Origin of the sequence: Liquorilactobacillus cacaonum DSM 21116 (assembly GCF_001436735.1) — a bacterium.
Classification (GTDB): Bacteria; Bacillota; Bacilli; order Lactobacillales; family Lactobacillaceae; genus Liquorilactobacillus; species Liquorilactobacillus cacaonum.
Genome location: NZ_AYZE01000008.1, coordinates 257,013 through 283,232, shown reverse-complemented (window position 1 = coordinate 283,232; position 26,220 = coordinate 257,013). Strand labels below are relative to the sequence as shown.

The 26,220-nt window shown below is 34.8% G+C and carries 27 protein-coding genes and 1 pseudogene; 14 read left to right on the top strand and 14 right to left on the bottom strand.

Annotated features, from left to right (window positions below; genetic code table 11):
• Positions 1–80 precede the first annotated feature (80 nt).
• The 5 genes from FC80_RS02635 (at position 81) to FC80_RS02615 (ending at position 5,128) form a co-directional block, all read left to right on the top strand.
• Entirely contained in the window at positions 81–416 is a 336-nt protein-coding gene (locus FC80_RS02635; protein WP_057828700.1) for an Arc family DNA-binding protein, read from the top strand.
• A 30-nt stretch (positions 417–446) separates the two neighbouring features.
• Positions 447–1,265 (top strand): SPFH domain-containing protein, encoded by an 819-nt coding sequence (locus FC80_RS02630; RefSeq protein WP_057828600.1) that lies wholly within the window; start codon positions 447–449, stop codon positions 1,263–1,265.
• A gap of 456 nt (positions 1,266–1,721) precedes the next feature.
• A complete protein-coding gene (locus FC80_RS02625) occupies positions 1,722–2,942 on the top strand; it encodes an MFS transporter (RefSeq protein WP_420806305.1) in 1,221 nt (406 codons plus the stop codon).
• 224 nt (positions 2,943–3,166) lie between these two features.
• Positions 3,167–4,651 carry an IMP dehydrogenase gene (gene guaB / locus FC80_RS02620; protein WP_057828598.1) on the top strand — a complete coding sequence of 495 codons (1,485 nt, stop codon included), beginning with the start codon at positions 3,167–3,169 and terminating at the stop codon, positions 4,649–4,651.
• Between the two features lie 159 nt (positions 4,652–4,810).
• Complete coding sequence (locus tag FC80_RS02615) at positions 4,811–5,128, top strand: heavy metal-binding domain-containing protein (RefSeq protein ID WP_157055576.1); 318 nt, start codon at positions 4,811–4,813, stop codon at positions 5,126–5,128.
• A gap of 247 nt (positions 5,129–5,375) precedes the next feature.
• Here FC80_RS02615 and FC80_RS02610 read toward each other — a convergent pair whose 3' ends face one another.
• From FC80_RS02610 to FC80_RS02600, 3 genes are all read right to left on the bottom strand, one after another.
• Positions 5,376–6,995, bottom strand: coding sequence for a peptide ABC transporter substrate-binding protein (locus FC80_RS02610; RefSeq protein ID WP_057828596.1), 1,620 nt, complete (start codon positions 6,993–6,995; stop codon positions 5,376–5,378).
• Between the two features lie 288 nt (positions 6,996–7,283).
• The gene (locus FC80_RS02605; RefSeq protein ID WP_057828595.1) at positions 7,284–8,387 is read right to left on the bottom strand and encodes a lactate oxidase; all 1,104 of its coding nucleotides are present in this window, start codon (positions 8,385–8,387) and stop codon (positions 7,284–7,286) included.
• An 81-nt stretch (positions 8,388–8,468) separates the two neighbouring features.
• The gene (locus tag FC80_RS02600; protein ID WP_057828594.1) at positions 8,469–9,209 is read right to left on the bottom strand and encodes an MIP/aquaporin family protein; all 741 of its coding nucleotides are present in this window, start codon (positions 9,207–9,209) and stop codon (positions 8,469–8,471) included.
• 160 nt (positions 9,210–9,369) lie between these two features.
• Here FC80_RS02600 and FC80_RS02595 point away from each other — a divergent pair, with 160 nt between their 5' ends.
• Entirely contained in the window at positions 9,370–10,083 is a 714-nt protein-coding gene (locus FC80_RS02595; RefSeq protein ID WP_057828593.1) for a demethylmenaquinone methyltransferase, read from the top strand.
• A 239-nt stretch (positions 10,084–10,322) separates the two neighbouring features.
• Here FC80_RS02595 and FC80_RS02590 read toward each other — a convergent pair whose 3' ends face one another.
• The 5 genes from FC80_RS02590 to FC80_RS02570 all read right to left on the bottom strand — a co-directional run bounded on the left by FC80_RS02590 (position 10,323) and on the right by FC80_RS02570 (position 15,438).
• Positions 10,323–11,672 carry an ABC transporter substrate-binding protein gene (locus tag FC80_RS02590; RefSeq protein WP_057828592.1) on the bottom strand — a complete coding sequence of 450 codons (1,350 nt, stop codon included), beginning with the start codon at positions 11,670–11,672 and terminating at the stop codon, positions 10,323–10,325.
• Complete coding sequence (locus FC80_RS02585) at positions 11,669–12,499, bottom strand: carbohydrate ABC transporter permease (protein ID WP_057828591.1); 831 nt, start codon at positions 12,497–12,499, stop codon at positions 11,669–11,671. Before FC80_RS02585 ends, FC80_RS02590 begins: the two co-directional genes overlap by 4 nt.
• Positions 12,499–13,446 carry a carbohydrate ABC transporter permease gene (locus tag FC80_RS02580; RefSeq protein ID WP_057828699.1) on the bottom strand — a complete coding sequence of 316 codons (948 nt, stop codon included), beginning with the start codon at positions 13,444–13,446 and terminating at the stop codon, positions 12,499–12,501. Before FC80_RS02580 ends, FC80_RS02585 begins: the two co-directional genes overlap by 1 nt.
• Complete coding sequence (locus FC80_RS02575) at positions 13,403–14,524, bottom strand: ABC transporter ATP-binding protein (protein WP_057828590.1); 1,122 nt, start codon at positions 14,522–14,524, stop codon at positions 13,403–13,405. Before FC80_RS02575 ends, FC80_RS02580 begins: the two co-directional genes overlap by 44 nt.
• Positions 14,525–14,757: 233 nt before the next feature.
• Entirely contained in the window at positions 14,758–15,438 is a 681-nt protein-coding gene (locus FC80_RS02570) for a DsbA family oxidoreductase (RefSeq protein ID WP_057828589.1), read from the bottom strand.
• Positions 15,439–15,669: 231 nt separating this feature from the next.
• On the opposite strand from FC80_RS02570, the gene dhaK reads away from it, so the two are divergent.
• The 6 genes from dhaK to FC80_RS02540 all read left to right on the top strand — a co-directional run bounded on the left by dhaK (position 15,670) and on the right by FC80_RS02540 (position 20,597).
• Positions 15,670–16,665: a dihydroxyacetone kinase subunit DhaK gene (gene dhaK / locus FC80_RS02565; RefSeq protein WP_057828588.1), complete on the top strand. Its 996-nt coding sequence runs from the start codon at positions 15,670–15,672 to the stop codon at positions 16,663–16,665.
• Positions 16,666–16,679: 14 nt separating this feature from the next.
• The gene (gene dhaL / locus FC80_RS02560; RefSeq protein WP_057828587.1) at positions 16,680–17,264 is read left to right on the top strand and encodes a dihydroxyacetone kinase subunit DhaL; all 585 of its coding nucleotides are present in this window, start codon (positions 16,680–16,682) and stop codon (positions 17,262–17,264) included.
• Positions 17,261–17,635: a dihydroxyacetone kinase phosphoryl donor subunit DhaM gene (dhaM, locus tag FC80_RS02555; protein ID WP_057828586.1), complete on the top strand. Its 375-nt coding sequence runs from the start codon at positions 17,261–17,263 to the stop codon at positions 17,633–17,635. Before dhaL ends, dhaM begins: the two co-directional genes overlap by 4 nt.
• A 12-nt stretch (positions 17,636–17,647) precedes the next feature.
• The gene (locus tag FC80_RS02550; protein WP_057828585.1) at positions 17,648–18,352 is read left to right on the top strand and encodes an MIP/aquaporin family protein; all 705 of its coding nucleotides are present in this window, start codon (positions 17,648–17,650) and stop codon (positions 18,350–18,352) included.
• A 208-nt stretch (positions 18,353–18,560) separates the two neighbouring features.
• On the top strand, positions 18,561–20,138 hold the full coding sequence (locus FC80_RS02545; RefSeq protein ID WP_057828584.1) for an Nramp family divalent metal transporter: 1,578 nt from the start codon (positions 18,561–18,563) through the stop codon (positions 20,136–20,138).
• 30 nt (positions 20,139–20,168) lie between these two features.
• The gene (locus FC80_RS02540; RefSeq protein WP_057828583.1) at positions 20,169–20,597 is read left to right on the top strand and encodes a universal stress protein; all 429 of its coding nucleotides are present in this window, start codon (positions 20,169–20,171) and stop codon (positions 20,595–20,597) included.
• An 84-nt stretch (positions 20,598–20,681) separates the two neighbouring features.
• Here the strand turns inward: FC80_RS02540 and FC80_RS09315 are convergent.
• From FC80_RS09315 to FC80_RS02515, 6 genes and pseudogenes are all read right to left on the bottom strand, one after another.
• Positions 20,682–20,885: pseudogene (locus tag FC80_RS09315) on the bottom strand (DDE-type integrase/transposase/recombinase); the annotation flags it as partial.
• A 258-nt stretch (positions 20,886–21,143) separates the two neighbouring features.
• Positions 21,144–21,455, bottom strand: a complete 312-nt coding sequence (locus tag FC80_RS02535; protein ID WP_057828582.1) for a hypothetical protein — start codon at positions 21,453–21,455, stop codon at positions 21,144–21,146.
• 394 nt (positions 21,456–21,849) lie between these two features.
• Positions 21,850–22,191: an ArsR/SmtB family transcription factor gene (locus FC80_RS02530; RefSeq protein WP_057828581.1), complete on the bottom strand. Its 342-nt coding sequence runs from the start codon at positions 22,189–22,191 to the stop codon at positions 21,850–21,852.
• Between the two features lie 24 nt (positions 22,192–22,215).
• Positions 22,216–22,779, bottom strand: coding sequence for a cadmium resistance transporter (locus tag FC80_RS02525; RefSeq protein ID WP_057828580.1), 564 nt, complete (start codon positions 22,777–22,779; stop codon positions 22,216–22,218).
• Positions 22,780–22,907: 128 nt separating this feature from the next.
• On the bottom strand, positions 22,908–23,612 hold the full coding sequence (locus FC80_RS02520; RefSeq protein WP_057828579.1) for a VIT1/CCC1 transporter family protein: 705 nt from the start codon (positions 23,610–23,612) through the stop codon (positions 22,908–22,910).
• Positions 23,613–23,622: 10 nt separating this feature from the next.
• Complete coding sequence (locus tag FC80_RS02515; RefSeq protein WP_057828578.1) at positions 23,623–24,303, bottom strand: VIT1/CCC1 transporter family protein; 681 nt, start codon at positions 24,301–24,303, stop codon at positions 23,623–23,625.
• Between the two features lie 226 nt (positions 24,304–24,529).
• Here FC80_RS02515 and hemH point away from each other — a divergent pair, with 226 nt between their 5' ends.
• Together hemH and FC80_RS09585 are read left to right on the top strand one after the other, a co-directional pair.
• Positions 24,530–25,513 (top strand): ferrochelatase, encoded by a 984-nt coding sequence (gene hemH / locus FC80_RS02510; protein WP_083486902.1) that lies wholly within the window; start codon positions 24,530–24,532, stop codon positions 25,511–25,513.
• Between the two features lie 228 nt (positions 25,514–25,741).
• A complete protein-coding gene (locus FC80_RS09585; protein ID WP_169790541.1) occupies positions 25,742–25,885 on the top strand; it encodes a hypothetical protein in 144 nt (47 codons plus the stop codon).
• The last annotated feature ends 335 nt before the right edge of the window (positions 25,886–26,220 follow it).

Below are 26,220 nucleotides of genomic sequence, written 5' to 3'. Positions count from 1 at the left end.
GTCATTGCAATTTGATATCAATGTGATATCATAATGTTGTTGAAAGAATTAAGATTGTGAGGTGAAGTCCAGTGGATAAGATGACGACTTTCTTATTGAGATTACCAAAAGAATTGAAGAATAGACTTGAAGAAAAAGCAAAGGAACAAAATAGGAGTGTAAATAGTTTGATGCAAACAATTATTGAAGATTTTTTGGATGGCAAAAAGCAATCTGTTGCTGTCTCGTTAGAGAATCGTCAATTTGTTGGACAGGTGGTAAGTAGTCGGCAAATTGATTCGGACAATGGTTTGGTTCAAGTAAAGGGTATTTTTTACCGCTACTTAATCGAAAGTAATCTGGATTTTGATTCAAAAAAAAACTATATTGTAATTGAGGCCAATGGAAATATTTTGACTTTAAGACCGATAAATTAATAATTTACATTATAAAATGGGGGAATTCAAATGTTTGGAATTAAAATTGTGCAACAAAACTGTCAGGGACTTGTCGAAACATTAGGGAAATACAGCCGCAATGTAGATGCAGGATTACATTTTTACGTTCCAGTCTTTCAAAGAATACAAACCGTTAACTTAGCAATGAGACCACTTCAATTATCACAATATTCGGTTATAACTAAAGATAATGCAGATATCCAAGCAAGTGTGACGCTTAATTATCATGTCACTGATGCAAAGAAATATGTCTATGAAAATACAGATTCAGTAGAATCAATGGCACAATTAGTGAGAGGACATTTGCGAGATATTATTGGGCGTCTTGAACTAACTGACGCGCTAGGATCTACTTCTAAAATTAATGCTGATTTAGCAGCCGCAATTGGGGATTTGACAAATGTTTACGGAATCAATGTAGATCGGGTAAATATAGATGAATTGACGCCTTCAACCTCAATTCAAGAAGCGATGGATAAACAGTTGACTGCCGATCGTGAACGAATTGCTACAATTGCACGAGCACAAGGCGAGGCGCAAAACATTAAACTGACAACTGATGCACGCAATCGTGCACTTGTTGAGACTGCACAGGCACAAGCGCAAGCAACAAGGACACAGGCAGATGCCGAGAATTATCGTATTAATAAAATTCAAGAAAGTCTAAAAGTTGTCAATGAAAATTACTTTAAAGATCAAAGTATTCATGCATTTACTGAGTTAGCTCAATCGAAAACTAATTTAGTGGTCCTATCAAAAGATGAAGTTACGACTTTGGGTCAGGTTCCAGTTATCAAGAAGATGCTAGATCAAGAAAATAATATTTAGGAACATTATTGTTTATAAATTATATTAAAAGTGTGATGTGGATTAGTAAAATTGGGTAGTTGTATCCAAGATTTATTGATGCAGATCACACTTTATTTGTTTCAAATTCCCAATTTCTATAATTGAATACTCAAAATTTTATAATTCTAGTTTAATAAAGTAACTTTTTTCAGCTGATTATTAATAAAAAGAACATTAAAAATACTAATTTAATTTAAAAACCAAAGCTTGAGTGATGGGATAATCACTTTTTTTTGGTAAAACGTTATAAGATAAGCTTTTATTGACATGACAAGGTTAATAGTGGTGATAGTATTATGGGGTGCAAAACATGATGTTACGTGCGATAATTAGTCACATTATAAGTAATTCATAACTTACATAGGAGGGATAAGTTTGGATAAGAAAAAAGAAAGAAAAATTGCAAGTAACATAATTAAGGGTTCTCTTGGTAACATGATTGAATGGTTTGATTGGTATATCTATGCGTCTTTTGCTATTTATTTTGCTGATTCATTTTTCCCAAGTAATAATCAGACGGTGGAATTATTGAGTGCTGCAGCTGTTTTTGCAGTAGGCTTTTTGATGAGACCATTTGGTAGTTTTATAATGGGAAAATTTGCGGATCAACATGGTCGAAGATCTGCTTTGACACTATCCGTCGTGATTATGGCTTGTGGTTCACTTCTCATTGCAATTGTTCCATCATATGAGACAATTGGGATTCTTTCACCTATTATTTTAATTTTAGTACGATTAGTGCAAGGAATTTCTCTAGGTGGTGAATATGGAATTTCAGCAACCTATTTATCCGAAATGGCTAGTTCAAATCGACGTGGTTACTATGCATCTTTTCAGTATGTTACTTTAATAAGTGGGCAATTATTGGCATTGATTGTCCAAATCTTGTTACAGTTTTTCTTTAATGATGCGCAATTACGAGCTTGGGCGTGGAGAATTCCATTTGTAGTAGGTGCTTTAGGTGCGATTATTGTTTTGTATCTCAGACTTTCTATGGATGAAACTAATCAATTTAAAGAATCTGCTAAAAATGGTAAGAAGAAGGGAACTTTAAAGCAATTAGCTAAGTATCCTGGACAAGTATTGACGGTTATCGGGTTAACGTTTGGGGGAACAATTGCATTCTATACTTATACAACCTATATGCAAAAGTTTATGATTAATACATTAGGATTACCAACACGGTTAACAACTGAAATTAATTTTTGTGCACTTTTCATTTTTATGGTAATGCAACCGGTATTTGGACATTTATCAGATAAAATTGGGCGTAAGCCATTATTATATTGGTTTGGTATTATGGGAACACTGTTGACAGTCCCTATTTTTAAGGGTTTACAAACATTTGATAGTCCATTTAGTGCTTTCATATTGATGTTAGCAGGTTTACTGATTGTCAGTGGATATACCTCAATTAATGCGGTTGTTAAAGCAGAACTTTTTCCAACAGAAATCAGAGCTTTGGGTGTTGGATTACCTTATGGGCTAACTGTTGCTATTTTTGGTGGTACAGTTGAATATGTTGCATTGTGGTTGAAAACAATTGGACATGAGAGTTGGTTCTTCTATTATGTTTCAGCAGCGGTGTTTGTAAGTCTAATTGTATATATCAGAATGTTGGAAACATCAAGGCATTCAAAGTTAGATAAAGAATAGCATAATATCGTGGTAGGGTGTTGAGTTCAAAAATTGGCTGGACACCTTTTTTATTTAGGATAAATCAGTATGAGTTATTTTTCGACGTTTGAAATTTTTAAAACAATGATAATTTTTCAATTATTTTTCAATGGTTTTCTAATAAATGAATGAGAATACTTGATTTTAGTAAGAATATTTTGTATTTTAGAAAATAAAAATAAATTTAAAGGAGCGTTTTTGTAATGTCTAATTGGGATACCAAGTTCGCGAAAAAAGGGTTCACGTTTGATGATGTTCTATTAATTCCGGCTGAAAGTCATGTTTTACCAAATGATGTTGATTTGAAGGTTAAGCTTACAGAAAAAATTAAACTGAATATCCCGATTATTAGTGCAGGAATGGATACAGTTACTGAATCGGCAACAGCAATTGCAATGGCACGCCAAGGTGGTTTGGGAGTTATTCATAAGAATATGACCATTGAACAACAAGCTGAGGAAGTTCGCAAAGTTAAGCGTTCTGAGAGTGGTGTTATTATTGATCCATTTTTCCTAACACCTTCGAATACCGTTGCTGAAGCTGAGGAATTAATGAGACGTTATCGTATTAGCGGCGTACCAATAGTAGAGACATTGCAAAATCGTAAATTCGTTGGTATTATTACAAATCGTGACTTGCGTTTTGTTACAGATCGTACTGTTATAATTGATAGTGTTATGACAAAAGAAAATCTTGTCACTGCTCCAGAGGGGACTTCTTTGAAGAAGGCTGAAGCAATTTTGCAAGAGCATAAGATTGAAAAGTTGCCAATGGTCGATCAAGATGGAAATCTGACAGGTTTAATCACTATTAAGGATATTGAAAAGGTTGTTGAGTTTCCTAATGCTGCTAAGGATGAACATGGACGTTTACTTGTTGCGGCTGCAGTTGGTGTGACAAGTGATACATTTGATCGTGCTGCTGCTTTGCTTGAAGCAGGGGTTGATGCGATTGTGATTGATACAGCTCATGGACATTCAGCAGGGGTAATTCGTAAAATTAGTGAAATTCGTGAACATTTCCCGAAAGCTACATTAATCGCTGGAAATGTTGCGACAGCGGAAGCAACAAGGGCGCTTTATGATGTTGGTGTTGATGTTGTTAAAGTCGGAATTGGGCCTGGATCAATTTGTACGACTCGTATTGTTGCCGGAGTCGGCGTGCCACAATTGACGGCAATTTACGATGCAGCAAGTGTAGCGCGTGAATATGGTAAGACAATTATTGCCGATGGTGGAATTAAGTATTCTGGTGATGTCGTTAAGGCTTTAGCCGCTGGTGGGAGTGCAGTCATGTTGGGTAGTATGTTGGCTGGAACTGACGAAGCACCAGGTGAGACAGAAATATACCAAGGCCGTCGCTTTAAAACTTATCGTGGGATGGGAAGTCTTGGCGCTATGGATAGTAAACATGGATCTTCGGATCGTTACTTCCAAGGCAGCGTAAATGAGGCGAATAAGTTAGTACCAGAAGGAATCGAAGGCCGTGTGGCTTACAAAGGGGCACTTTCTGATATTGTATATCAAATTGTTGGCGGTTTACGTGCAGGAATGGGATACGTTGGTGCAGCTCACTTACAGGAATTACAAGATGATGCTCAATTTATTCAAATTTCCAATGCAGGATTGCGGGAGTCGCATCCGCATGATGTTCAAATTACAAAAGAATCACCAAACTATAGTAAATAATTGAATGTTTGGTTGCATTTATAAATAAGAGTGATTTTTGATTAAAGGGCTTATAAAACGGCTCTTTTTTGTTTGCCAGAATATGTTTAATTAATGAAAGATTACTTTAAGATGATACAATGTAAGGTAGCTAAGAAAGGGGAAATGAAAATGAATCAGATGTTAGTGGTTACAACGGAAAATATACCTGGAAAGAAATATGAAGTACTTGGTGAGGTATTTGGAGTGACAACACAGTCAAAAAATGTCTTTCGCAATATTGGTGCTGGCTTAAAAAATATTGTTGGCGGTGAGATTAAGGATTATACGAAAATGCTTGAGGAATCACGACAAGTTTCAGTTGAAAGATTGCGTGCAAATGCAGCAAAGATTGGTGCAGATGCTGTTGTGATGATGCGATTTGATTCGGGTTCTATTGGACAGGATATGCAGTCGGTTGCTGCTTATGGGACAGCAGTTAAGTATCTTGCTGATTAATTTTTTACAAGTTAAAATTGCTTAAATGTTGCTAATAGTTATTTGTGCGTTAAAATTCATCAATTTGATAGTGTTGGTGAATTACAAGAAAATAGGTGCTGGAAGTGGAATTAAAAAAAGAATCGAAAGTAATTAACCTCCGATTCTGAATGGAAAAATTTAACTATCAACAAGTAAATGACAAAGAACTTTTAGCGGTCATGTATTACAGCGTAGTAGCGCCATGATTCAGTTAGCTTTTTAGAGCTTACTTAATTGAAACATTTCTATAAAAAAGAACTGTTCCATATGGTGAGAGTTGAAGTCCCTTGACTTTATTTTTAAGCAGATAAGCTGTTCCTCCTTGGTAGACAGGAGCTGTAAATGCATCAGTTTTGATTAGCTGTTTTTCAGCTTTAATCAGTGTAGACCAACGTTTTGTAGGATTTGTAGCGTATTTTGTTGCAGCTTCATTCAAAAGATTACGGAAATTTCGGTTATTGTAATCATCATCTAAATGATATTGACCGCCATCACTAATGAAATTAACTGGATCAGCATAATCTGGTTGCCATGTGCCATAGACAATATCAAAATCATAGTCAGTGGTTGCAGCTAGACGAGACTTTAAAGGAATCGAACGAAGGCTAACTGATAAACCAGGTAAGTTTGTTTCAAGTTGACTTTGGAGATATTCCCCAATTTGTTTTGAATCAGTTGTATCAGAAGTCAGTAATTCAATCGATATTTTTCTTTTACCTAATTCTTTTCGAGCTTCAGCCCATTGTTTTTTGGCTTCTTTTAAATTGTAAGTTAACATATTACCTGCATCTTTACGATAGTCGTCACCTGTCGTTGTATTATATGCAAAATTCTTTGGAACAATTCCGTTAAGAGTTGAACCAGTATGCAAAACATTTTTGACTAAAGATTCTTTGTTAAACGCCATAGCTATCGCTTTTCTGAAATGAATATTTGCAGTAGTTTTACGATGGGTGTTAAAAGACATATAACCAATCAAAGGAATTGTTTTTGAGTGAAAACCGGATGTCTTTTGATACTGTTTGATGTAATCGGTCGTTAACATTGCATAATCTAATTTATTTGTTTTGTAAAGATTGGCTGCAGTCGAGGCATCTTTTATAACCTGCACATTAACTTTTTGTAGCTTAATCGCTTTTTTGTCCCAATATTTTTTGTTTTTTACATAATTCCATTTAAGGTTAGTGCCATTCCAATTTGTTACAACAAACGGCCCATTAAAAACTGTTTTTTTAGCAGTTGTTCCATATTGATTGCCGTATTTTTTCACGATTTTTTCATCTTGAGGATAGAAAGGAGCACCTGTCATTAACTCTGAGAAGTAGCTAATTGGTGATTCAAGAGTAATTTGTAATTTATAAGTTCCAAGTGCTTTAATTCCTAACTTAGTAGAAGCCATTTTCCCAGAAGCAATGGCAACACCATTTTTTATGGATTCAAAGCGTTGAGAATTTGGTGAGGCTGCCGTTGGGTCAACCATTTTTCGCCAAGCAAAAACATAATCTTTAGCAGTCACAGGGTCACCATTAGACCATCTTGCGTTTTTTCGAAGTGTAAAGGTATAGACTTTTTTGTTAGAACTAATTGAGACTTTTGATGCTCCAGCAAGAACAGGCTTATTTTGGGAATTAAACCGATATAAACCTTCAAAAGTATTTTGTAATGCCTCAAGACTTGTTGTGTCACTATATTTTGTTGTGCTCAGAGTTGCCATCTCAGCACTTGTTGCGACTGTCAAGACTTGTTTATTTGAAGAATTTGAAGAATTTTGATTGCCACAAGCCGATAAGATAAAAGTTACAGTTAATATTAATGTTCCAAGTAGCCAAAATTTATTTCTTTTCATATGTAAGCCCCCAAAGTTTATAAAGTGTTAAAAAAAAGTCTCTAGCCATTATTCATGACTAGAGACTGCTATTAAATATAAGTTAATTAAAACGCAGAGTTTTCTATAATCATGAAATAAATCAAAACAGGCATGTTCATTTTTTGCGATACATACGCATTTTTGAATTATTCATCAATGTCATAGAAATCCCCCCGTGCATCTTGATATGCACTAAGAGTACTTGTTTATTTATCATATGTCAATAAACGGGAATCCCAATCTAAGAGAAGCTCTGAAATTCTAAAATTATTTTCTGATAACTTTAGCCTTTTTAACATCTTCAATTGTTTTTGTACCAGCCAATTGCATATCAATTTTCAATTCATCATTAAGATGGTTAATTACAGAAGCAACACCTTGAGCACCACCAAGAGCAAGTCCATAAATTATAGGACGTGCAAGAGCTACTAAATCAGCACCACTAGCAAGAGCTTTGAAGACATGTGATCCACGACGAACGCCACTATCAAAGATAACAGGCACTTGATGATTAACAGCCACAGCTACTTCATGTAAAACATCAATTGAAGCTGGACCACCATTTAATTGACGGCCACCATGGTTTGAAACATAAATTCCTTTAGCACCGGCACCAATTGCGAGTAATGCATCTTCGGCACTTTCAATCCCCTTAACGATAACAGGTAACTTAGTATATTCTGCTATACGACGAACATCAGCAGGGCTAATTTTTTGAGCAGCAGCAGCGTAAATTTCCATAATTCCTTTACCTTTACCATCGCCTTCTGAAAACTTAGCTAAGTTAGCCATTGGAATAGGAAATTGGAAGTTATTAATAATATCGGATTCCCTATAACCATCAACAGTGGCATCTACAGTAAGAATAATTCCTTTAGCACCAGCTTTAACAGCTTCGTCAAGTAAGCTATAGTTAAATTCCCAATCTTTACTCATGTACAGTTGGAAAAATTGTGGCGCTCCTTTGCCTGCGGCAGCAGTATCAGCAATTGAAGTTGAAGAATAAGTGCTTTGGGCCATTAGTGCCCCAACTTCAGCTAATCCTTCAGCAGTTGCTTCCTCACCACGTGAATGAGCTAATCCTTGAGCAGCAGCAGGTGCCATCATAATAGGTGTTTTAAACTTTAGTCCGAAAACTTCAGTATCAGTTGAAGGTTGATCGACGTCGGTAAGTGCCCGAGGTATAATTTGTATATGATTAAACGCACTTGTGTTTTCATGTAGTGTCCATTCATCCTCAGAACCACCACTAATGTATCCGAAACCGCCTGTTGGAATAATTTTTTTTGCTTCTTCTTCGAGTGAAGGTAAATTTAAAATATCCAGTTTTTGTTCACGGTCACTTTGCTCATATCCATTAAATATTGTCATAATAATTTCCTCCTGATTGTTACTTTTTTTATTACATGGTCATAATAGGTCTTTTTTTTTTCAATGTCAAGTGTTTTTAAATTATTTTGATAGAAAAATTTTTGTATAAAGTAACGAAGCTATTATTCCGGCGAAAATAGGTGCTGTAACGGGAATCCATGAATATTTCCAATTTGAGCTTCCTTTATATTTTAAAGGAAGAATTTGATGTAATATGCGAGGTCCCAAATCTCTAGCTGGATTTAGTGCAGGACCAGTTGGCCCACCAAAAGAAGCAACAATAACCATTACAAGCAGACCAACACCAATAAAACCGGAAAGTTGATTTCCACTAGAAAAATCAGGAGAATTGGTTATTCCAAGTGCTCCAAAAACTAAGACGAAGGTTCCTAAAAATTCATTGATAAAGCCATTCCAGTAGTTTTGGGTAGCATCTGATGTTGAAAAAGTCCCAAGAATATGATCGGCATTGTTTGTTAAGTCATAGTGGGGTTTGAAGGCTGCGACAACAATTAACTGCCCAACTATAGCACCTAAAAATTGCGCTCCAATATATGGGAGAACCTCTACCCAAGGGAAAAGACCTGCTGTAGCTAAGCCAATTGTGAAGGCAGGATTGATTTGGCTACCTGAAATACTGCCAAACATTAAGGCTGGAATCATAACTGCAAAACCGTAGCCAACAGAAATTATAATCCAACCGCTACGACTACCTTTAGTTTTCTCAAGATCAACTGTTGCAACTGATCCATTACCTAAGGCAACCATGATTGCAGTTCCAAAAAATTCAGCGGCTAATTTAGTTGATAATGAATAATCCATAATATCCGTCTCCTTTTTGTTACTTTATTTGTTACAAGAATGATAATATATATTTTTTATTTGTCAACATTTTAAAATTATAGAGACCAGTTCTTTGTTGATTTTTAAAAATGTGATAACATTAGTTTCAAAATCTATTGAAAAAAGAGGGGTTTAGTGCTTGGTACTCACAAATAAAACACCTGAAGAAAAAGTGAATTCTTTATTTGATCGTGTTGCTCCTGAATATGATTCGATGAATAACTGGATAAGTATGGGATCGCAAAAGAAATGGCGAAAAAAAACAATGAATAAATTATTTTTTAAAGATAATGCCCAGTTACTGGATGTTTGTTGTGGAACCGGGGTATGGACTTTTGATTTAGAGAATGAATTAGGCGATAAGGGACATGTAACTGGAATTGATTTTAGTAAAGAAATGCTAAGACGCGCAGAAAAAAAGAAAAAACAGTTAAAAATCAATAAAAAAATAGATTTTGTTCAAGGTAATGCAATGTCTCTACCTTTTGAAGATGATTCCTTTGATGGGGCAACAATTGGCTTTGGGCTTAGGAATGTACCAGATGCAAACCAAGTATTATGTGAGATGTTAAGAGTAGTAAAGTCTGGTGGATTTATTGCGTGTCTAGAAACGTCACAACCGCAAAATGCAATTATTAGATGTGTTTGGAACGTTTTCTTTAAGTTCGTGCCCCTAATTGCTAAGTTCAGAGGAAATAGTTATGCAGATTATGACTATTTACAAAGGACAACGAAGGAATTTGTATCTGCCAAAAAACTGAAGGAAATGTTTGAACATGTCGGGATTAGAAATGTAACTTATATACAGTTTAGCTTTGGCGCAGTAGTACTTCACGTCGGGTATAAAAAATAACTTGGAAGCAAATTAGGAAAGGGCTTAGGTGAGATATATTTTAGCCTTCAATAGTGAGCAAAAATTGCGCGTTATAATTCAAAAACCCTGTTGATAGTTAGAATTTTTGCAAGCTATCAACAGGGTAAATGGTAAAACTATTATTAGTTGTAATGAAATATATCAAGAGTAATTTTAAATTATTAATTAATAAGGCTGGATGCTTTTAGCACGATATACTTGTTTTAATGATTTGCAAACTATTTTTGGCTAATTTTATTCGCCAAATTATTTGATGTTACATAACTATTCATGGCTTTTTGTGCTTCAGTAAGTGAATTTTTGATATTACTTCCATTGTAGATTTGTTCCATTGCGGTCTGTGTAAGTGTTCTTTCTTGAATCAAGCCTTGCATAAAGATCCCAGAGTTAGTGTTGTTTGGTTTTGTTCTTCTTAACTGTTGCCCAGGAATTTTTGCTGCGGGGTATTTTTTATAATAATTCTTCAAGATGGATTCATCTTGTGAATCTTCATTTAATGCTAAATAGCCAGTTGCAACTTGCCAGGCTGCTTGACTTTTGGCAGTCATTAAGAATTTGACAAACTGCCAAGCACCTTGTTGAACTTTGCTAGATTTGTCATTTGAAATCCAAAGAGAAGCACCACCAATGGATACGCCATTAGATTTTTGATTATCAGGATGTGGATAGTAAGTGATGCCTAATTTATCCTTTGTTCCAGATGTTAGTTGGCTAATATCTGCAGAAGATTGTAAGAACATTCCAATTTTTCCTGAGAGAAAAGCTGCCATTTCATTTGCTGCTGCGCTCGAACCAGCTCCAAAGTTCATAAAAGTACCATTTTTGATTAATGATTGTATCCAAGTCATAGTTTTGGTAGCAACCTTGCCGGTGAAGTTAACTGAGGTTGGAGTACCAGAATGGCCATCGTTATTGTTTGCTAGCGATTCACCACCATTCGCCAAGAACTGTTCAAAAAGCCAACCATAAATTTCAACACTGATACCTTTTACTTTTTTTCCTGACTTTTGATATAACTCGGTAGCAACACGCGTAATATCACTATAACTAGGATTTACTGGTGGTGGTGTTATCCCGTATTTTTTGAGCAATGTAGCATTGTAATACAAAACGGGTTGTGATGTGTTAAATGGCATGGAAAGTTGTTTCCCATTTTTTGAATAAAATGCCCGAGCTACTGCAGATATTTTACTAGTATCATAATTATCTTGATCTATAAACTTCTGAACAGGTGTGATATACCCAGAATTGTAAATCTGACTTGTAGAAACGTCCATTGACTGGAACAAAGCGGGGGATGCATCGGTTCCGTGAGTATTTAGAATTTTTTGAACTGCTTCGTTGTAGTTTCCTTCAAATTGCGGTACAACTACATACTTGTTTTGCGAACTGTTGAATTCTTTAACAAACTCATTTAGCTGTGTTTGACCAAGTCCTGTCATTTCATGCCAGAAAACAATTTTTATGCGTGAATTTGCTTGTACGCTATTTTTTTGAATAGCAGTGAACCCAAGGATAGCAAGAATAAGAACTACTATAATTGAATATATATATTTTTTGTTTTTCATTTAATTGCACCTTCATTAAGCCCAGACTTGAAGTAATGTTGGCCGAAAAATAAAGCAATCAAAGTAGGGATAATAATAATTGCAGCGCTTGCTTGAATCATTCCCCAATTATTAAATGATTCTTGTGATTGAAGTTGTCTCAGGCCATCTTGGACAGGACGAAAGTTATCACTGAATGTAGTTAACATTGGCCAAAGGTACTGATTCCAACTTGAAAGGAAACTGTAGGCTGCTAGTGTATAAATACTTATTTTTGAATAGGGCATTACTACTTTGTAATAATATTGCCAGTGTGATAGGCCTTCAATGTCGCCTGCTTCTTTAAGCTCTCCAGGTATCTGAAGAAAAGATTGGCGTAACATGAATGTTCCAAATGCTGAAGTTAAAAAAGGAACAATCATGACAGCATAATGATTAAGTAAGCCTAAAGTACGGACAGTTGTAAAGTTGGGAATTACTTCAGCTTCAAATGGAAGCATCATTGTTGCAAGGAATACATAAAATAATAAATCACGGCCTTTGAACTTTAAAAAAACAAAGGAATATGCACTCAATGAACAGAAAATAATTTGAGCCAACATTGTTATTATTGAAATTATAAGGCTATTAAAAAGATAACGGATGATAGGTGTTTGTGTTACTGCAGTTACATAATTATCTAGTGAAATATGACTACTCCACAATGCACCTTTAGAGATATCGGCTGTTGGTAGTAAGCTAGTCCAAAATCCCAAAATAAAGGGTATTAAGATAAATAGAGTTAAAATAATTAATAGTAAATAATGCATAAATTGTTGGATTTTTGCTTTTTTATTGTATTGTGTCATTAGTAAGTCACTCGCTTTTCAAGAACTTTGAATTGAATGAATGTGAAAATTGCAATAATAACAGCTAAAATAACTGACTCAGTACTTGATAGACCATAATTACCATTTAAAAAAGCATCTTGATAAATACGGTATACAAGTAAATTAGTTGCATTATTAGGTCCACCGGCAGTCATTAAATCAATTAAACCAAAACTTTTAAATGATTCGATTAGTGTGATAATTGAGACAAAGAAAATTGTTGGCGAAATCATAGGTAGTGTAATATGGAAAAATTGATAACTTTTAGAAGCTCCCTCAATTTGTGCGGCTTCATAAAGTGTGTATGGGACAGATTGTAATGCTCCAAAAAAGATTAGAAAAGTAAAGCCAAGATTCATCCAAACAGTTGAAATTACGATTGCAGTCATTGCCCATCCGGGTTCAGTTAACCAATTAATAGGTGTCAGGTTTAACGCAGTAAATAATTGACTTAACAAACCAACTGAAGGGTTAAAAATAAATAACCAAAAAATTGCTGCTACGGAGACTGAAACACCCATTGTGGCAGAAAAAATTGTTCTAAAAAAGCTGATGCCTGCAACTTTTTTAGTGGCTGCTTGAGCTAAAATAAGCCCGATTATTATTGTTAATATTGAAACTGCAATGACATAGATTAAGGTTGCAATCAAACTATTAATATATGAGCTTGAGGTTAAAAGTGTAAGATAGTTCTTGATACCAACAAAGACAGTTGGATTGCCAAGGTTATTTGTTAAAAAGAGACTTAGATAAATTGTACGCAACATCGGATAAAAAACAAAAATGGCAAGAATTAAAAGTGAGGGGCCTAAGAATAACAAAGCATATAGTTTATCTTTAGCGTATGGATTGTATCCAAGGGAAATGTTACTTTTTTCTTTTTCAGAAGAGAGCTTGAAGTTTTGGCTCTTTGCTTGATTTTCCATCATTAATGTAGCCTCCGTTTGTGAGTAATAAACTTTGTCCATCTTCACTAAATATATAGTATTTCCCAGTTACATTTACTGTTATTTGCTGATTTGTTGTCAAATGTTCGGCACTCTTAGTCTCAACTAAAACTTCTAAGGAGTTGTCTAATATTACGTGAACGATTGAATGGGTTCCTAAGTATTCAATTGTGGTTATGAGTCCATTATTTACGGTTGCACTGTCATCAATAGATAATGCATTTGGACGTACTCCAACGAGATATTTTCCTTTGCTTAATTGATGATTATTAGGAAAATTCAAGCCACTTTCATTGTTTAATGATTGACTGTTGGCGTGTAAAGTTACGGGAATTAGATTCATTTGTGGTGTTCCAAAGAATCCGGCAACAAAAGTATTTGAAGGGGTATCATAAATATCAGAAGCTGAATCGATTTGTTGAGTTTTTGCCTCATTAAGTACCATGATTCTGTCAGCCATGGTCATTGCCTCAACTTGATCATGTGTGACATAAATAAGAGTAAGTCCCAATTTTTGTTGTAACTCTCGAATTTCGGAACGCATTTTGTTGCGTAATTGGGCATCTAAATTAGAAAGCGGCTCATCCATGAGACAAATTTTAGCATCACTCGCAATTGCTCGGGCCAAAGCGACCCTTTGTCTTTGTCCACCAGAAAGTTCACCTGGTTTACGTTCTTTGTATTCAGAAAGATTAACTAATTCCAATGCATTAATTACGCGACTATCAATTTCAGATTTTTCCATTTTTCGAGCCTTCAAACCAAATGCGACATTATCTTTAACACTTAAAAAGGGGAATAGTGCATAATTTTGAAAGACCATAGTTAGGGATCGTTCCTGGGGTGGTAGATTTGTAACGTCTTTATCATTGATTTTTAGTTCTCCACTTGTAATTGGAATGAGTCCAGCTATCATACGTAAAAGGGTACTTTTTCCACATCCTGAGGGACCAACAATCGCAAAAAATTCTCCTGTTTCTATCTTGACTGAAATATCGGAAAGTACAAAATCAGAACCGTTATAAGTTTTTGAAATATTAGATAATTCAATTGACATAGTGTACTCCTTAGTATTTTTAATTTGGAACAATTTCAGTGTAGTTTTTTGATGTAAAAGCATTATGTGAAAAATGTAATTTTTTGGTATATGTAAGAAATATGAGAACGTAAATGTTATAAATATAAAATAATATAGTTTGGCTTGAATATGTTTATGTGAATGCAAAGAGAGACTAAATCAAAATATAATTTCTGATCTAGTCTCTCAATAAATTTATTAATAAATAAAAATTAAATGCAACCATCTGTTGAACATGAATCTCCATTAGCTTCAATAATAATGTTCTCTTCAGCGCTAACTTTTTGAAGTGTTTTTAAAAAAGCTTCTGGTTGTTGAGCACCACTAATAGCATATTTTTGGTTAAAAAGAAAGAAGGGAACACCTTGAATTCCAATTTGTTGGGCCTTCTTTTCGTCAGCACGTACATCTTTTGAAAAATTATCATTATTCAAGATGGTAGCTGCTTCATCTTTGTCAAGTCCAACGGAAACCGCGATTTTGATCAATTCACGAGAATCTCCTAGGTAAGTTTCTTTGGTGAAGTGAGCATCAAAAAATTTTTCGAGTAACTCCCCCATTTTTCCTTTTTCTTTGGCAAAATGCGCTAGACGATGAGCGTCAAAAGTGTTAACAGCTCTAATATTGTCCATACGATAGTCTAATCCAGCAGTTTTGGCCATTTGAGTGACATGTTCATTCATTTCATGAGCTTTTTCTAGTGAAATCTTATATTTTGCTGCAAGATCTTCAAGGGCTAAGACTGTTGGGTTAGATGTGATTGATGGATCTAGTTCGAAACTGTGATGGATGATTTCAACTTCCTTATCAAATTTTGTTAATGCTTTTTCAAAATTATGTTTACCAATGTAACAAAAAGGGCACGCTATATCTGTCCATATTTCAACTCTCATTATTATTACCTCACTTAGATTATGCTAGTTACAATATACAACATATGTTAACAAAAAGTAAGTTTTTAAATATTGTAGTTGGGAAAGCCGCCTTTTATTTTTAAAAAGTAAGCCTTTTCACTACAACTATTACTGCTTTTATGGTAATAATTAAATTGTGGAGAATGGTTAAAACATATGTTTTTGAAAGCGAATACATTTATGAATGTGGTTGAAAGGGAGTTGGAATAATTGAAGAAAATAATTAATAATCCAGGGGATGTTGTTCCAGAAATGATTGATGGATTAGTAAGGTCTTATCCGCAGATTGTAGCAAGAATTCCTGAGACACAAGCTGTTATGAGAAGCGATAAAGAATCAATGATTGGTAAGGTTGGAATTATTAGTGGTGGGGGAAGTGGACACGAGCCTTCTCATCCAGGCTTTGTAGGGAAGGGAATGTTGAGTGCAGCTGTAGCCGGACAAGTATTCACATCACCCACACCAGATCAAATTTATGAGGCAATTAAAGCAGTTGATGCGGGAAAAGGAGTGTTTCTTGTTATAAAAAACTATTCTGGCGATGTTATGAACTTTGATATGGCAAAGGATATGGCGGAATTAGATGATATTAGGGTTAAGTCGATAGTTGTTGATGATGATATAGCAGTCGAAAATAGTTTATATACGCAAGGTAAAAGAGGAGTCGCAGGTACTGTGTTAATTCATAAACTTGTTGGAGCTGCAGCAGATCAAGGGGCATCATTGGATGAGATTGAGCAATTAGCTAAGGAAGCACTTCCAAATATTAGTACGATTGCAGTTGCTCTATCGGCAGCAACGGTTCCGGAAGTTGGCAAACCAGGATTTGAGCTTCCAGACGATGAAATTGAGTATGGGGTTGGGATTCATAGTGAACCTGGTTATCGTAGAGAGAAAATTAAGACTTCAAAAGAACTTGTTAAGGAATTGTTGTCGAAGATTGATAAAAAATTGAAGTTGGACGTTACGCATAAATATGCAGTGTTGGTTAACGGAATGGGAGCAACACCATTGATGGAGCAATATATTTTTAGTCATGACTTGTTGAATCAACTTAAAGTTAAAGATATTGAACCAAAATTTATGAAAGTTGGTAATTATATGACCTCAATTGATATGGCTGGAATTTCACTCACAATATTTGATTTGAAGAAAGAAAAATGGCTTGAATACTTGAATTATCCGGTAGAAACAATTGCATGGTAAAGGAGAAAATGGATATGTTAACAGTTGAAATTGTAAATAAGTGGATGGAATTATTTTATGAAAAGATTAGTGAGAAAAAGGCGTATTTGAGTGAGTTGGATACTCCAATTGGTGATGGAGATCATGGCAATAATATGATGCGAGGAATGCAAGGTGTCAAAGATGGACTTGAAAAATTAGAGAACCCAGACTTAAAAGAGACGTTTAAGGCAATTGCAATGGCTTTGATTAGTAAAGTTGGTGGAGCTGCTGGTCCATTATATGGTACTGCATTTTTAGAAATGGCTAAAAATTGTGAAGAATCGCAAGCTCCTGCTGATTTGTTTAGGTATGCATTAGATGGAATTAAAAAACGCGGTGGTGCCTCAGTGGGCGATAAGACATTAGTTGATGTTTGGACTCCGGTAGTTGATAACCTTGGGAAAGATGAATTAGTGGTAGAAGTTGTCCAAAAAGCAGCAGAAGGGACCAAGAACTTAGTTGCTAAAAAAGGGCGAGCATCATATTTAGGTGAGCGCTCTGCTGGACATTTAGATCCGGGTGCAGTTTCGAGTTGCTATCTGTTTGAAAGTTTTATTGAAGCTGGAGGGATCAAATGAAAAAAGAATATGGAATTGTTATTGTTTCTCACGTGCCAGAAGTTGCACAAGGAATTCCAAAGTTATTGGAACAAGTGGCTAAAAATGTGTCAATAACTTTTGCTGGTGGAACTGATGATAATGAGATTGGAACGAGTGCTAACAAGATAATGGAAGCATTTGAATCAAATGAAGCAAAAAAATTACTAGCCTTTTATGATTTGGGTAGCGCAAAGATGAACCTTGAGCTAGCTATGGAGATGTCAGAAAAAAAGGTCAATTTGTACGATACTGCATTAGTGGAAGGTGCATATACGGCAGCAACTTTGTTAGAAGCAGATGTCTTGCTTAAAGATATTGAACAACAACTTGAAGCATTAAAAATCAAGTAAGGGGGAATAATTATGAGCGGATTTTGGGGAGAACTTTTTGGAACAGCTGTGTTGATTGTTTTTGGAGTTGGGTGTGGTGCAGGAGTTAACTTAAAGAAATCCTATGCTAATGGTCAAAATTGGTGGTATATTTCGATTGCATGGGGACTTGCCGTAACATTTGGTGTGTATGTTGCTGGAGCATTTGGTTCTTTGGGACATCTTAATCCAGCAGTTACAATTGGTTTTGCTATATTTGGCTTTTTCCCGTGGAATGAGGTTTTACCATATTTATTAGGGCAATTTATTGGGGCATTTTTAGGAGCAGCAATTGTTATTTTGCAATATTATCCACACTTTAAGGACTCCAAAAATGTTGAAGAAGGAAATACTGTTGGAATTTTTGCAACTGCACCTGCAATTATAAATCCACTTTTTAATCTTCTAAGTGAGATTATCGCGACATTTATTTTTATATTTACATTATTGAATCTGGGGAACTTCACGCAAGGATTGAAACCATTGATAGTTGGATTATTAATTACGGTAGTTGGTCAGGCACTTGGTGGAACAACTGGGTTTGCACTTAATCCTGCTCGTGATTGGGGGCCGCGTTTGGCGTATACTATTTTGCCTGTACCAAACAAAACTAATCCTAATTGGGGATATGCATGGATTCCAATGGTAGGTCCATTAGTAGGTGGTATTTTGGCTGCAGGTTTAGTAGCAGTGATATAAAAGAGAAATAATTTTGATTAAAGTTGCAAATTTTCTATATAATTTGTAACTTTTTTTATGCGGAAAAGGGGATCTAGGGTTGTAATAAAAGGACTTGTCTTATATTTAAACAAATTTTATGGTTAGCCTAAAAAAAAGTTCAAAATAATCAAACTAAGGTGTATAATACATTTTGGTTCTATTTAATATCTGAAAGGTGGTAATAATTTTGAGCGATAATAACACTCAAGGTAGAAGGCATAAGTTAGTTGAATATGCTAATGGTCCTTCGTTAGAAGAAATAAATGGTACTGTTGAGGTACCTAAAGGTAAAGGATTTGTCAAAACGCTTTTTGCATATTCAGGACCTGGGGCATTAGTTGCTGTCGGGTACATGGATCCTGGTAATTGGTCGACTTCCATCACTGGTGGACAAAATTTTCAATATTTATTAATCTCCGTTATCTTAATGTCAAGTTTGATTGCGATGTTGTTGCAATACATGGCCGCCAAACTTGGTATTGTGAGCCAGATGGATTTAGCACAAGCAATTCGCGCACGTACAAGTAAATCATTAGGTATTGTTTTATGGCTTTTAACAGAATTAGCTATTATGGCAACTGATATTGCAGAAGTTATTGGAGCAGCAATTGCGTTGTACCTTTTATTCCATATTCCATTAGTTGTATCTGTTTTTATTACTGTTTTTGATGTTTTGTTATTATTACTTTTAACTAAGATTGGATTTAGAAAAATAGAAGCAATCGTTGTTTGTTTAATTTTTGTGATTTTGTTTGTCTTCGTGTATCAGGTTGCTCTTTCAAATCCATCATGGGTTGATATTTTGAAGGGATTTGTACCAACTACAAAGACATTTGCAAATTCACCAAGTATCGGGAGTCAAACACCATTGACTGGTGCACTCGGAATTATTGGAGCCACCGTCATGCCACATAATTTATATCTTCATTCGGCTGTTTCACAGACTAGAAAAATTGATCATGATAATGATGAAGAAGTAGCACAAGCAGTTAAATTTTCAGCGTGGGATTCGAATATCCAGCTTTCACTTGCATTTATAGTTAATTCGTTGTTATTGATTATGGGTGTTGCGGTATTTAAGACAGGGACAGTTAAAGATCCTTCATTTTTTGGACTTTTCCAAGCATTATCAGATACTTCAACGTTAAGCAATGGGTTGTTAGCTGAAGTTGCACGTTCAGGTGTTTTATCGATTTTATTTGCTGTTGCCTTGTTAGCATCAGGACAAAATTCGACTATTACAGGTACATTAACAGGTCAAGTCATTATGGAAGGATTTGTAAATTTGAGAATGCCTTTATGGCTCCGGAGATTAGTGACACGGTTGATTTCTGTTATTCCAGTATTAATTTGTGTGATTTTAACAAGTGGAAAGAGTGAGATTGCAGAACATGAGGCACTAAATACTTTGATGAACAATTCACAAGTGTTCTTAGCTTTTGCATTACCATTTTCGATGCTACCATTGTTAATGTTAACAGACAGCAATGCTGAGATGGGGGAAAAGTTCAAGAACACAGTATGGATTAAAGTTTTAGGGTGGGTTTCAGTTCTCTCACTAACATGGCTTAATATCATAGGGTTGCCTGCTCAGATAGAGGGATTTTTTGGAGATAAAGCATCAGCTACAGAATTAGTAGTTGCTGATTATATTGCATACAGTTTGATTATTGGTATTTTGATATTACTTGTTTGGACGGTTTATGAACTTTATAAGGGAAACAAAGCTTTTGCTTCCAAGACGAGTGTAGCAGAAGGAAAATAAGATTTATGAGTGGAAGGGTAGGGAAGTCTAATGAAAAAAATGGCAAAAATATTAGTCGGAGTAGATGATTCGGCAGATGCCTTGCTTGCTTTTGATTACGCGATTGAAAGAGCAGTCGCAGAAGATGCGGAATTAATAATTACTTCAGTTCTTGAGAGTGATGAACTTAGTATTTTTCAAGCAATGGATAAAGATTATATTCATGGTGAGCGCTCAGAACTTGAAAAACATATTCTTGAGTATCGGGATAAAGCACTTAAACAAGGAGTTAAGGATGTCAGAACGATTATTGCCGAGGGTGATGCGGGAGAATCAATTGTTAAAAATGTGATTCCTAAGGTGGCTCCGGATCTTTTGATAATTGGCTCAGAGTCAAAGAAAGGAATTAAGGGGCGGTTTGGCAGTCAGGCTGCTTACATGGCAAAACATGCACCGATTTCAGTGTTGGTAGTCAGATAATAAAAATGGTTCTGGTGTAAATTAATAAAATAGTCTGTATGATGACAAAAAGCCAAAGAGACTCAGTTCCCTTTGGCTTTTTCAATGTAGTTAATGCATGATTTTCTCAATCTCATTTAGCGTTTTTAGCGCAGTTCGTAGTGATTGAAAACCGCTTGATTTTATTAAGACGTGTTTAATTAACCGATGATCTTGTTCAATCAAAATATTGAGATATTTATAACATTGATGATTTACTTTCGTCAATAAGCCATCTTTAATTACTTGTTTAATGGCTTTTAAAGTGCCAACGGCTACCTCATTTTAGGCCAAATTATATTCAAAACAAGTTTACTTGAAATTTTTTGCATCAGAACCATTAAGCAGATGATTAAACAAAGCCAATGAATAGCCTTTGGATTCAATAACTACCATCATATGATTTCACGAATTAAGCTATAACAAATACGAGTCAGATTTACAAAATAAAAAAAGAACCAGAAGTGAGTTAACTTCCGATTCTAAATAAGTTTAACTATAAACAGAATTTGACAAAGAGCCTTTTTTCTAATCCTTATCATATTTAGGAATTTGAATATCCAAACCCTCGAACAAGGAAGATAGTTCATTTGCGGTATATAAAGAGTTTCTTTTTAATGTTAATGCAATCGGTAAACTTTTTAAGCCAATGACATCGATAAAAGCTTGCATTTTTTTATTTTTAGGGTAAACCTTCCCGTTGCTATTTACATGATAAAGTTTAAGGCTTCTATCGGCATTGTGTTTTCCAAGCATAGCCTTGTTCTCGATTAAAAACTCAAAAGCGTCTAATTCTTCACTTTCGTATGTATCTTTGACTATATAAATTATATCTGTCATTTTCCTAAAGTCCCCCCTTGCCGTACATGGCAAACTATTTTTACCCAATGAAGTTTAATATTGAAAGGTTAGATGCATTGTAAAATATGTTTTTCTGCCTGAATATCGTGATGTAATACTATTTGAATATGTAAGTACTCTTAGTGTTTTAGTATTCATACATATCCCTTCCAAAATTTAAGCTGATTAGTCTAAATTAACAAGCCAGCTATTCTGGCATCATTGGTATAGCTACATTTTTGATAATATAATTGTTTTCTGGGAACCAATTGTTTTTTAATTTAGTTACGTCTATTATTCCATTTTCATCTGTTAAATCTATATTAGAGCTGACTTTATCCAATAAATTTTTGCATCAAAATTAACAATAGTATCATTCGCATAATTCATCATTCTATTCACCATGTTTTTTCCCGCGAATAACATGATCTGCGTGTTCAAGTGTTTCGTTTACTACATCGAGAATGTGTGGATCATCAAGTTTGTAATAATTTGCTTTTCCTATTCTTGTTGCAGTAACAAGTTGATGTTTACGTAAGGTTGCCAACTGGTGAGAAATTATTGATTGTTCAATATCGAGTAACTCTACTAGATTGCTGACATTAAGGGATTGCTGTTCGAGGACTTTCAGTAATTGCAAACGAATTGGATTACTCAAAATTTTGAAGATTTTCTGTGATTCCTTCAAGTGTGCAGCATCAAGTAATCGAATTTCCTCATTTGTTTTTGATTTCATTAGAGTCCTCCTTAGTGAATTATTCTAGAATAGTTCTATTATGTGCTTTATCAATCCACTATCCCAAAAAACATATAAACCGACAAAAATATAGCATATTTTCGTAAGATACTCACCATATTTTTCCATTACGGCAGAGATTACACGATTTTTTGAGAGAAATTTGATTAAGATAACCATCAGAATAGTTAATAACTCTATAAATAATATAGTATGGATAAATGAAGTAGTGCTTGTTCCGATTAAAACTGGAAGGAAAATGGATAGTGTGCAGCCAGTGCACACTGAGAGGTAGGTTATTAGTACACTTAAAATTTCAGATTGATGTTTTTTTATAGCTGGTTCATCTTCATCTTCATCGAATGCCATATATATTGGCCAGATTCCAAGGGTTCCAAGCAACCATTCTGGAAGGAGTTGTGACAAAGTACTGCCAATTGCAAAACTTGCTGTTAAAAGAATACAGGTGCCTAGTAAGTAACCTAAGATAACGTTTAGCATCCGATATTTTTTCACTAAAAAAAGTAGAATAAAGAAAAAATCTAAATTCACACTTACAAACGTTAATAATAATAGCCAATAGTTCATGAATATATCCTCTCTTAAGGTATGTTAATTATATCATATGTTATAATTAACATATTTTGATGTCAAGCTATTTCTTATTTGCAAAATGTCAATTTAGATTTTTTAAAAGTCAAGAAGGAACACCAGTTTTACAATAAAATTCCGATACTATAGTGAATGATCATTGTTAAAATGCCAACTAATAAGTTGCGAATGATTGCTATTTTAACCAACCCATTTCCCAGCTTAGCACTTAGATAACCGGTCAGTGAAACAGAGATACAGACTGCCAAAATAGTTGCTGGCCATTGAAAACCTGCAGGACTTAAGGTCATTGCAGCTAGTGGGAAAATACCACCAGCTGTCGCAGAAAAAAGGGATGAAAATGCTGCAGCCCAGGGGTTCATATAATGACCAAGTTGTAAATTATATTTAATTTCTATTAATGTTTCGAGCGGCTTTTTTGACATCAGATCTTTTGCAATTTTCAAGGAGGTTTCACGTGTAACTCCTTTTTCTTCATAAAAAGCGGCGATTTTGTTAGTTTCAGCTAAAGGGTTATCCTTTAGGATTAATTTTTCGCTTGCGACCACGGCTTTTTCCGTATCTTTTTGTGTGCTAACCGAAGCATATTCACCAGCAGCCATAGAGAGGGCACAAGCAATTAAATCTGCTAAACCAGCAATAAAAATTGTAAATTGATTACTAGTTGCTACAGCAACACTAAATAAGACCCCCACCACTGTTAATATGCCATCATTTGATCCTAGAACACCGGCACGTAAATTGTTTAACTTTTCATCAATAGTCATTTTATTTTTTGGTATCTTTTTAATTCTTGAAATACTAACCATTATTTTTAACTTACCTCCCTATTAAAGTTCCAATACCATAAGTTACAAGCATTGTAATTACACCTGAAATGGTATTTCGCAAGATGCTTTTTTTGCGATTTGAATTACCTAAAACAGCAGCAATGAATCCAGTAATTGCTAGTGCAACAATAACGGAGATAAATGTGGCTGCAATTTTTATTGATATAGGCAATAGAGTGATTGCAGTTAAAGGTAAGACTGAACCTAAAGGAAATGAAATCATTGATGAAACTGCTGCCGCATATGGGCTTGTAAATTCATGAATATCAAAACCGAAATGTTCACGGATAGATGTTAATAATGGATCCTTTTGCATCATCTCGGTCGCAGCTTTGGCCGCAAGAGTTGGGTTAATCCCTTTTTGTTGATATTTTTCTTTAACAAATAAAACTTCTTCGTCGTAGTTCGCTGCAAGTATAGCCTTTTGTTGAATGATTGCTTTTTTTTGTGCATCTTTTTGCGCATTGACTGAAACATATTCACCCATTGCCATTGAAACAGTACCGGCTAACATGCCGGCAATGCCTGCAAGAAAAATAGCATAGTTATTATTTGTTGCACTTGCAACTCCAATTACAATGCCTGCAACAGACAATATTCCATCGTTGGCTCCCATGACAGCAGCACGCATAATATTAACTTTTTGTGCGAGACTTTGCTTTTTTTCCATAAATACCTACTCCTTGCTTAAATTAGAATAATTCTAAGTTAATAATAATTATAGTGTTTAAACGGAAGAAAGTAAATCAGAAACTAATATTGTAAAAAAGCTAAAGAGACGAAAAATTTACTTTGAATCAGTTAGTGTTTGTGCTAAAATTAAAAAAAACTAATTGAGAACACTTATCATTTAATTTTATTTTAATTTATTGAAAGGTAATGAAAAGGTGAAGATGATGAAAAAAGGCGTTTTGTTAATTAATTTAGGCACTCCGAAAAGTCCAACTCCAGAAGATGTTCGTATATATTTAAAAAAATTTTTGAGTGATCCACGGGTAATTGATATGCCAGCTTGGAAGTGGAATCCAATTTTAAATTTGGCAATTCTTCCGCACAGACCAGAAAAATCAGCAAAATTATATCAGACAGTCTGGTCAAAAGAACATGGATCTCCACTGCTTTATTACACTCAACGACAAACGGAGATGTTACAAGAAGAATTGCCAACTTATAGAGTACGGTATGCGATGAGTTATAGTGATCCTGAAATCGCAGAAGCATTACTAGAAATGGAAAAAGCAGAAATTGACCAATTGACGATTATTCCATTGTATCCACAGTATTCGACAACAACTGTAGGTTCTGTTGTTGATGATATTAATAGATTCTATATGGGGAGAATTAGGATTCCTAATTTGAAAATAGTAACGGATTTTTGTGATTATGATCCATACATAAGTGCAATGGCAAATAAGATAGAAAAAGCGATTGAGAATTTTAAACCGGATCGGTTGCTGTTTTCATATCACGGGATTCCAGTTAGCTATGTGCAAAAAGGTGATCCGTATGCGCAACGTTGTAAATTAACTACAAAGTTAATAATGGAAAAATTAGGAGATGTGCCTTATACGGAAACATTCCAGTCAAGATTTGGGCCTGATAAGTGGCTAACACCTGCAACAGATGATACATTGAAGTCATTTCCTGAAGAGGGAATCAAACGTGTTTTAGTTGTGGCCCCTAGTTTTGTTTCTGATTGCTTAGAAACTTTGCATGAATTAGAGATTGAGAATAAAAAGTATTTTATTAAAAGTGGGGGTAAGGATTTTGAAATGGTTCCCGCACTAAATGATGATTTTTCATTTACACAAGTACTTAAAGGTATTGTTTTAAACGAAGATGTTCAATCCAACAATGAAGAATTGGTTGATACTTTATAGTATGTAAGGCTTCTTATTAGCTTTAATCTACTACGTTAATCTATAATATAGTTATAGTGATGTGGTAGATTTTTCTTTGTATGGAGGTGCTAGTATGAAAAAGATAGGTTCGGGAATAGGTTTTTGGTCTAAGTTATCACTTTTATTGGCACTAGCGCAATTAGTGATGGCGGTGTATAAAGAATTTCAAACAGCTAAAAATAAAAACAAATAATGGAGGTACTAAATATGGAATTACTTAAGGGTTTATTCAAATTTTTACTTGCAGTTATTTTGATTGTTGGGGGAACTTTAATTGGCGGGACAATTTTTGCCTCTAAAAAAATAGATGATTTAGGAGATAAGTTACAGGACAAGATTCACGGTAACTAATCGTACTTTTTGAGAGATGGTGTTGTTTTCTCTAGGGAAAACAACACTATTTTTTTGGATTTCTGGGAGGTAATCGATACTGGATGGTACATTTATTAGTGTTTGGGACTCTCAGCATATCTGAGCACAGCTTTATTCCGATATGTCCGTATTATCTATCCCATAAAAAGATTATCGAAGATATGCCTTAATCAAATCAAGTGGCGTTCAACCACTTCGAAACGTTTTAAAAATACTAAGTGTGGTTGGAGTCATGCATTGAATGTGAAAAAACCAAAGAGAATTGAATCTCTTTGGTTTTTTGTTGTTCCAATTGTTGAACGAATAATTAATTA

Excerpts from the sequence above, each read along its gene's own strand:
- FC80_RS02635 (WP_057828700.1), top strand. The coding sequence starts at position 81 with ATGACGACTTTCTTATTGAGATTACCAAAAGAATTGAAGAATAGACTT.
- FC80_RS02630 (WP_057828600.1), top strand. The coding sequence starts at position 447 with ATGTTTGGAATTAAAATTGTGCAACAAAACTGTCAGGGACTTGTCGAA.
- FC80_RS02625 (WP_420806305.1), top strand. The coding sequence starts at position 1,722 with ATGATTGAATGGTTTGATTGGTATATCTATGCGTCTTTTGCTATTTAT.
- guaB (WP_057828598.1), top strand. The coding sequence starts at position 3,167 with ATGTCTAATTGGGATACCAAGTTCGCGAAAAAAGGGTTCACGTTTGAT.
- FC80_RS02615 (WP_157055576.1), top strand. The coding sequence starts at position 4,811 with ATGTTAGTGGTTACAACGGAAAATATACCTGGAAAGAAATATGAAGTA.
- FC80_RS02610 (WP_057828596.1), bottom strand. The coding sequence starts at position 6,995 with ATGAAAAGAAATAAATTTTGGCTACTTGGAACATTAATATTAACTGTA.
- FC80_RS02605 (WP_057828595.1), bottom strand. The coding sequence starts at position 8,387 with ATGACAATATTTAATGGATATGAGCAAAGTGACCGTGAACAAAAACTG.
- FC80_RS02600 (WP_057828594.1), bottom strand. The coding sequence starts at position 9,209 with ATGGATTATTCATTATCAACTAAATTAGCCGCTGAATTTTTTGGAACT.
- FC80_RS02590 (WP_057828592.1), bottom strand. The coding sequence starts at position 11,672 with ATGAAAAACAAAAAATATATATATTCAATTATAGTAGTTCTTATTCTT.
- FC80_RS02585 (WP_057828591.1), bottom strand. The coding sequence starts at position 12,499 with ATGACACAATACAATAAAAAAGCAAAAATCCAACAATTTATGCATTAT.
- FC80_RS02580 (WP_057828699.1), bottom strand. The coding sequence starts at position 13,446 with ATGGAAAATCAAGCAAAGAGCCAAAACTTCAAGCTCTCTTCTGAAAAA.
- FC80_RS02575 (WP_057828590.1), bottom strand. The coding sequence starts at position 14,524 with ATGTCAATTGAATTATCTAATATTTCAAAAACTTATAACGGTTCTGAT.
- FC80_RS02570 (WP_057828589.1), bottom strand. The coding sequence starts at position 15,438 with ATGAGAGTTGAAATATGGACAGATATAGCGTGCCCTTTTTGTTACATT.
- dhaL (WP_057828587.1), top strand. The coding sequence starts at position 16,680 with ATGTTAACAGTTGAAATTGTAAATAAGTGGATGGAATTATTTTATGAA.
- dhaM (WP_057828586.1), top strand. The coding sequence starts at position 17,261 with ATGAAAAAAGAATATGGAATTGTTATTGTTTCTCACGTGCCAGAAGTT.
- FC80_RS02550 (WP_057828585.1), top strand. The coding sequence starts at position 17,648 with ATGAGCGGATTTTGGGGAGAACTTTTTGGAACAGCTGTGTTGATTGTT.
- FC80_RS02540 (WP_057828583.1), top strand. The coding sequence starts at position 20,169 with ATGAAAAAAATGGCAAAAATATTAGTCGGAGTAGATGATTCGGCAGAT.
- FC80_RS02535 (WP_057828582.1), bottom strand. The coding sequence starts at position 21,455 with ATGACAGATATAATTTATATAGTCAAAGATACATACGAAAGTGAAGAA.
- FC80_RS02530 (WP_057828581.1), bottom strand. The coding sequence starts at position 22,191 with ATGAAATCAAAAACAAATGAGGAAATTCGATTACTTGATGCTGCACAC.
- FC80_RS02525 (WP_057828580.1), bottom strand. The coding sequence starts at position 22,779 with ATGAACTATTGGCTATTATTATTAACGTTTGTAAGTGTGAATTTAGAT.
- FC80_RS02520 (WP_057828579.1), bottom strand. The coding sequence starts at position 23,612 with ATGGTTAGTATTTCAAGAATTAAAAAGATACCAAAAAATAAAATGACT.
- FC80_RS02515 (WP_057828578.1), bottom strand. The coding sequence starts at position 24,303 with ATGGAAAAAAAGCAAAGTCTCGCACAAAAAGTTAATATTATGCGTGCT.
- hemH (WP_083486902.1), top strand. The coding sequence starts at position 24,530 with ATGAAAAAAGGCGTTTTGTTAATTAATTTAGGCACTCCGAAAAGTCCA.
- FC80_RS09585 (WP_169790541.1), top strand. The coding sequence starts at position 25,742 with ATGGAATTACTTAAGGGTTTATTCAAATTTTTACTTGCAGTTATTTTG.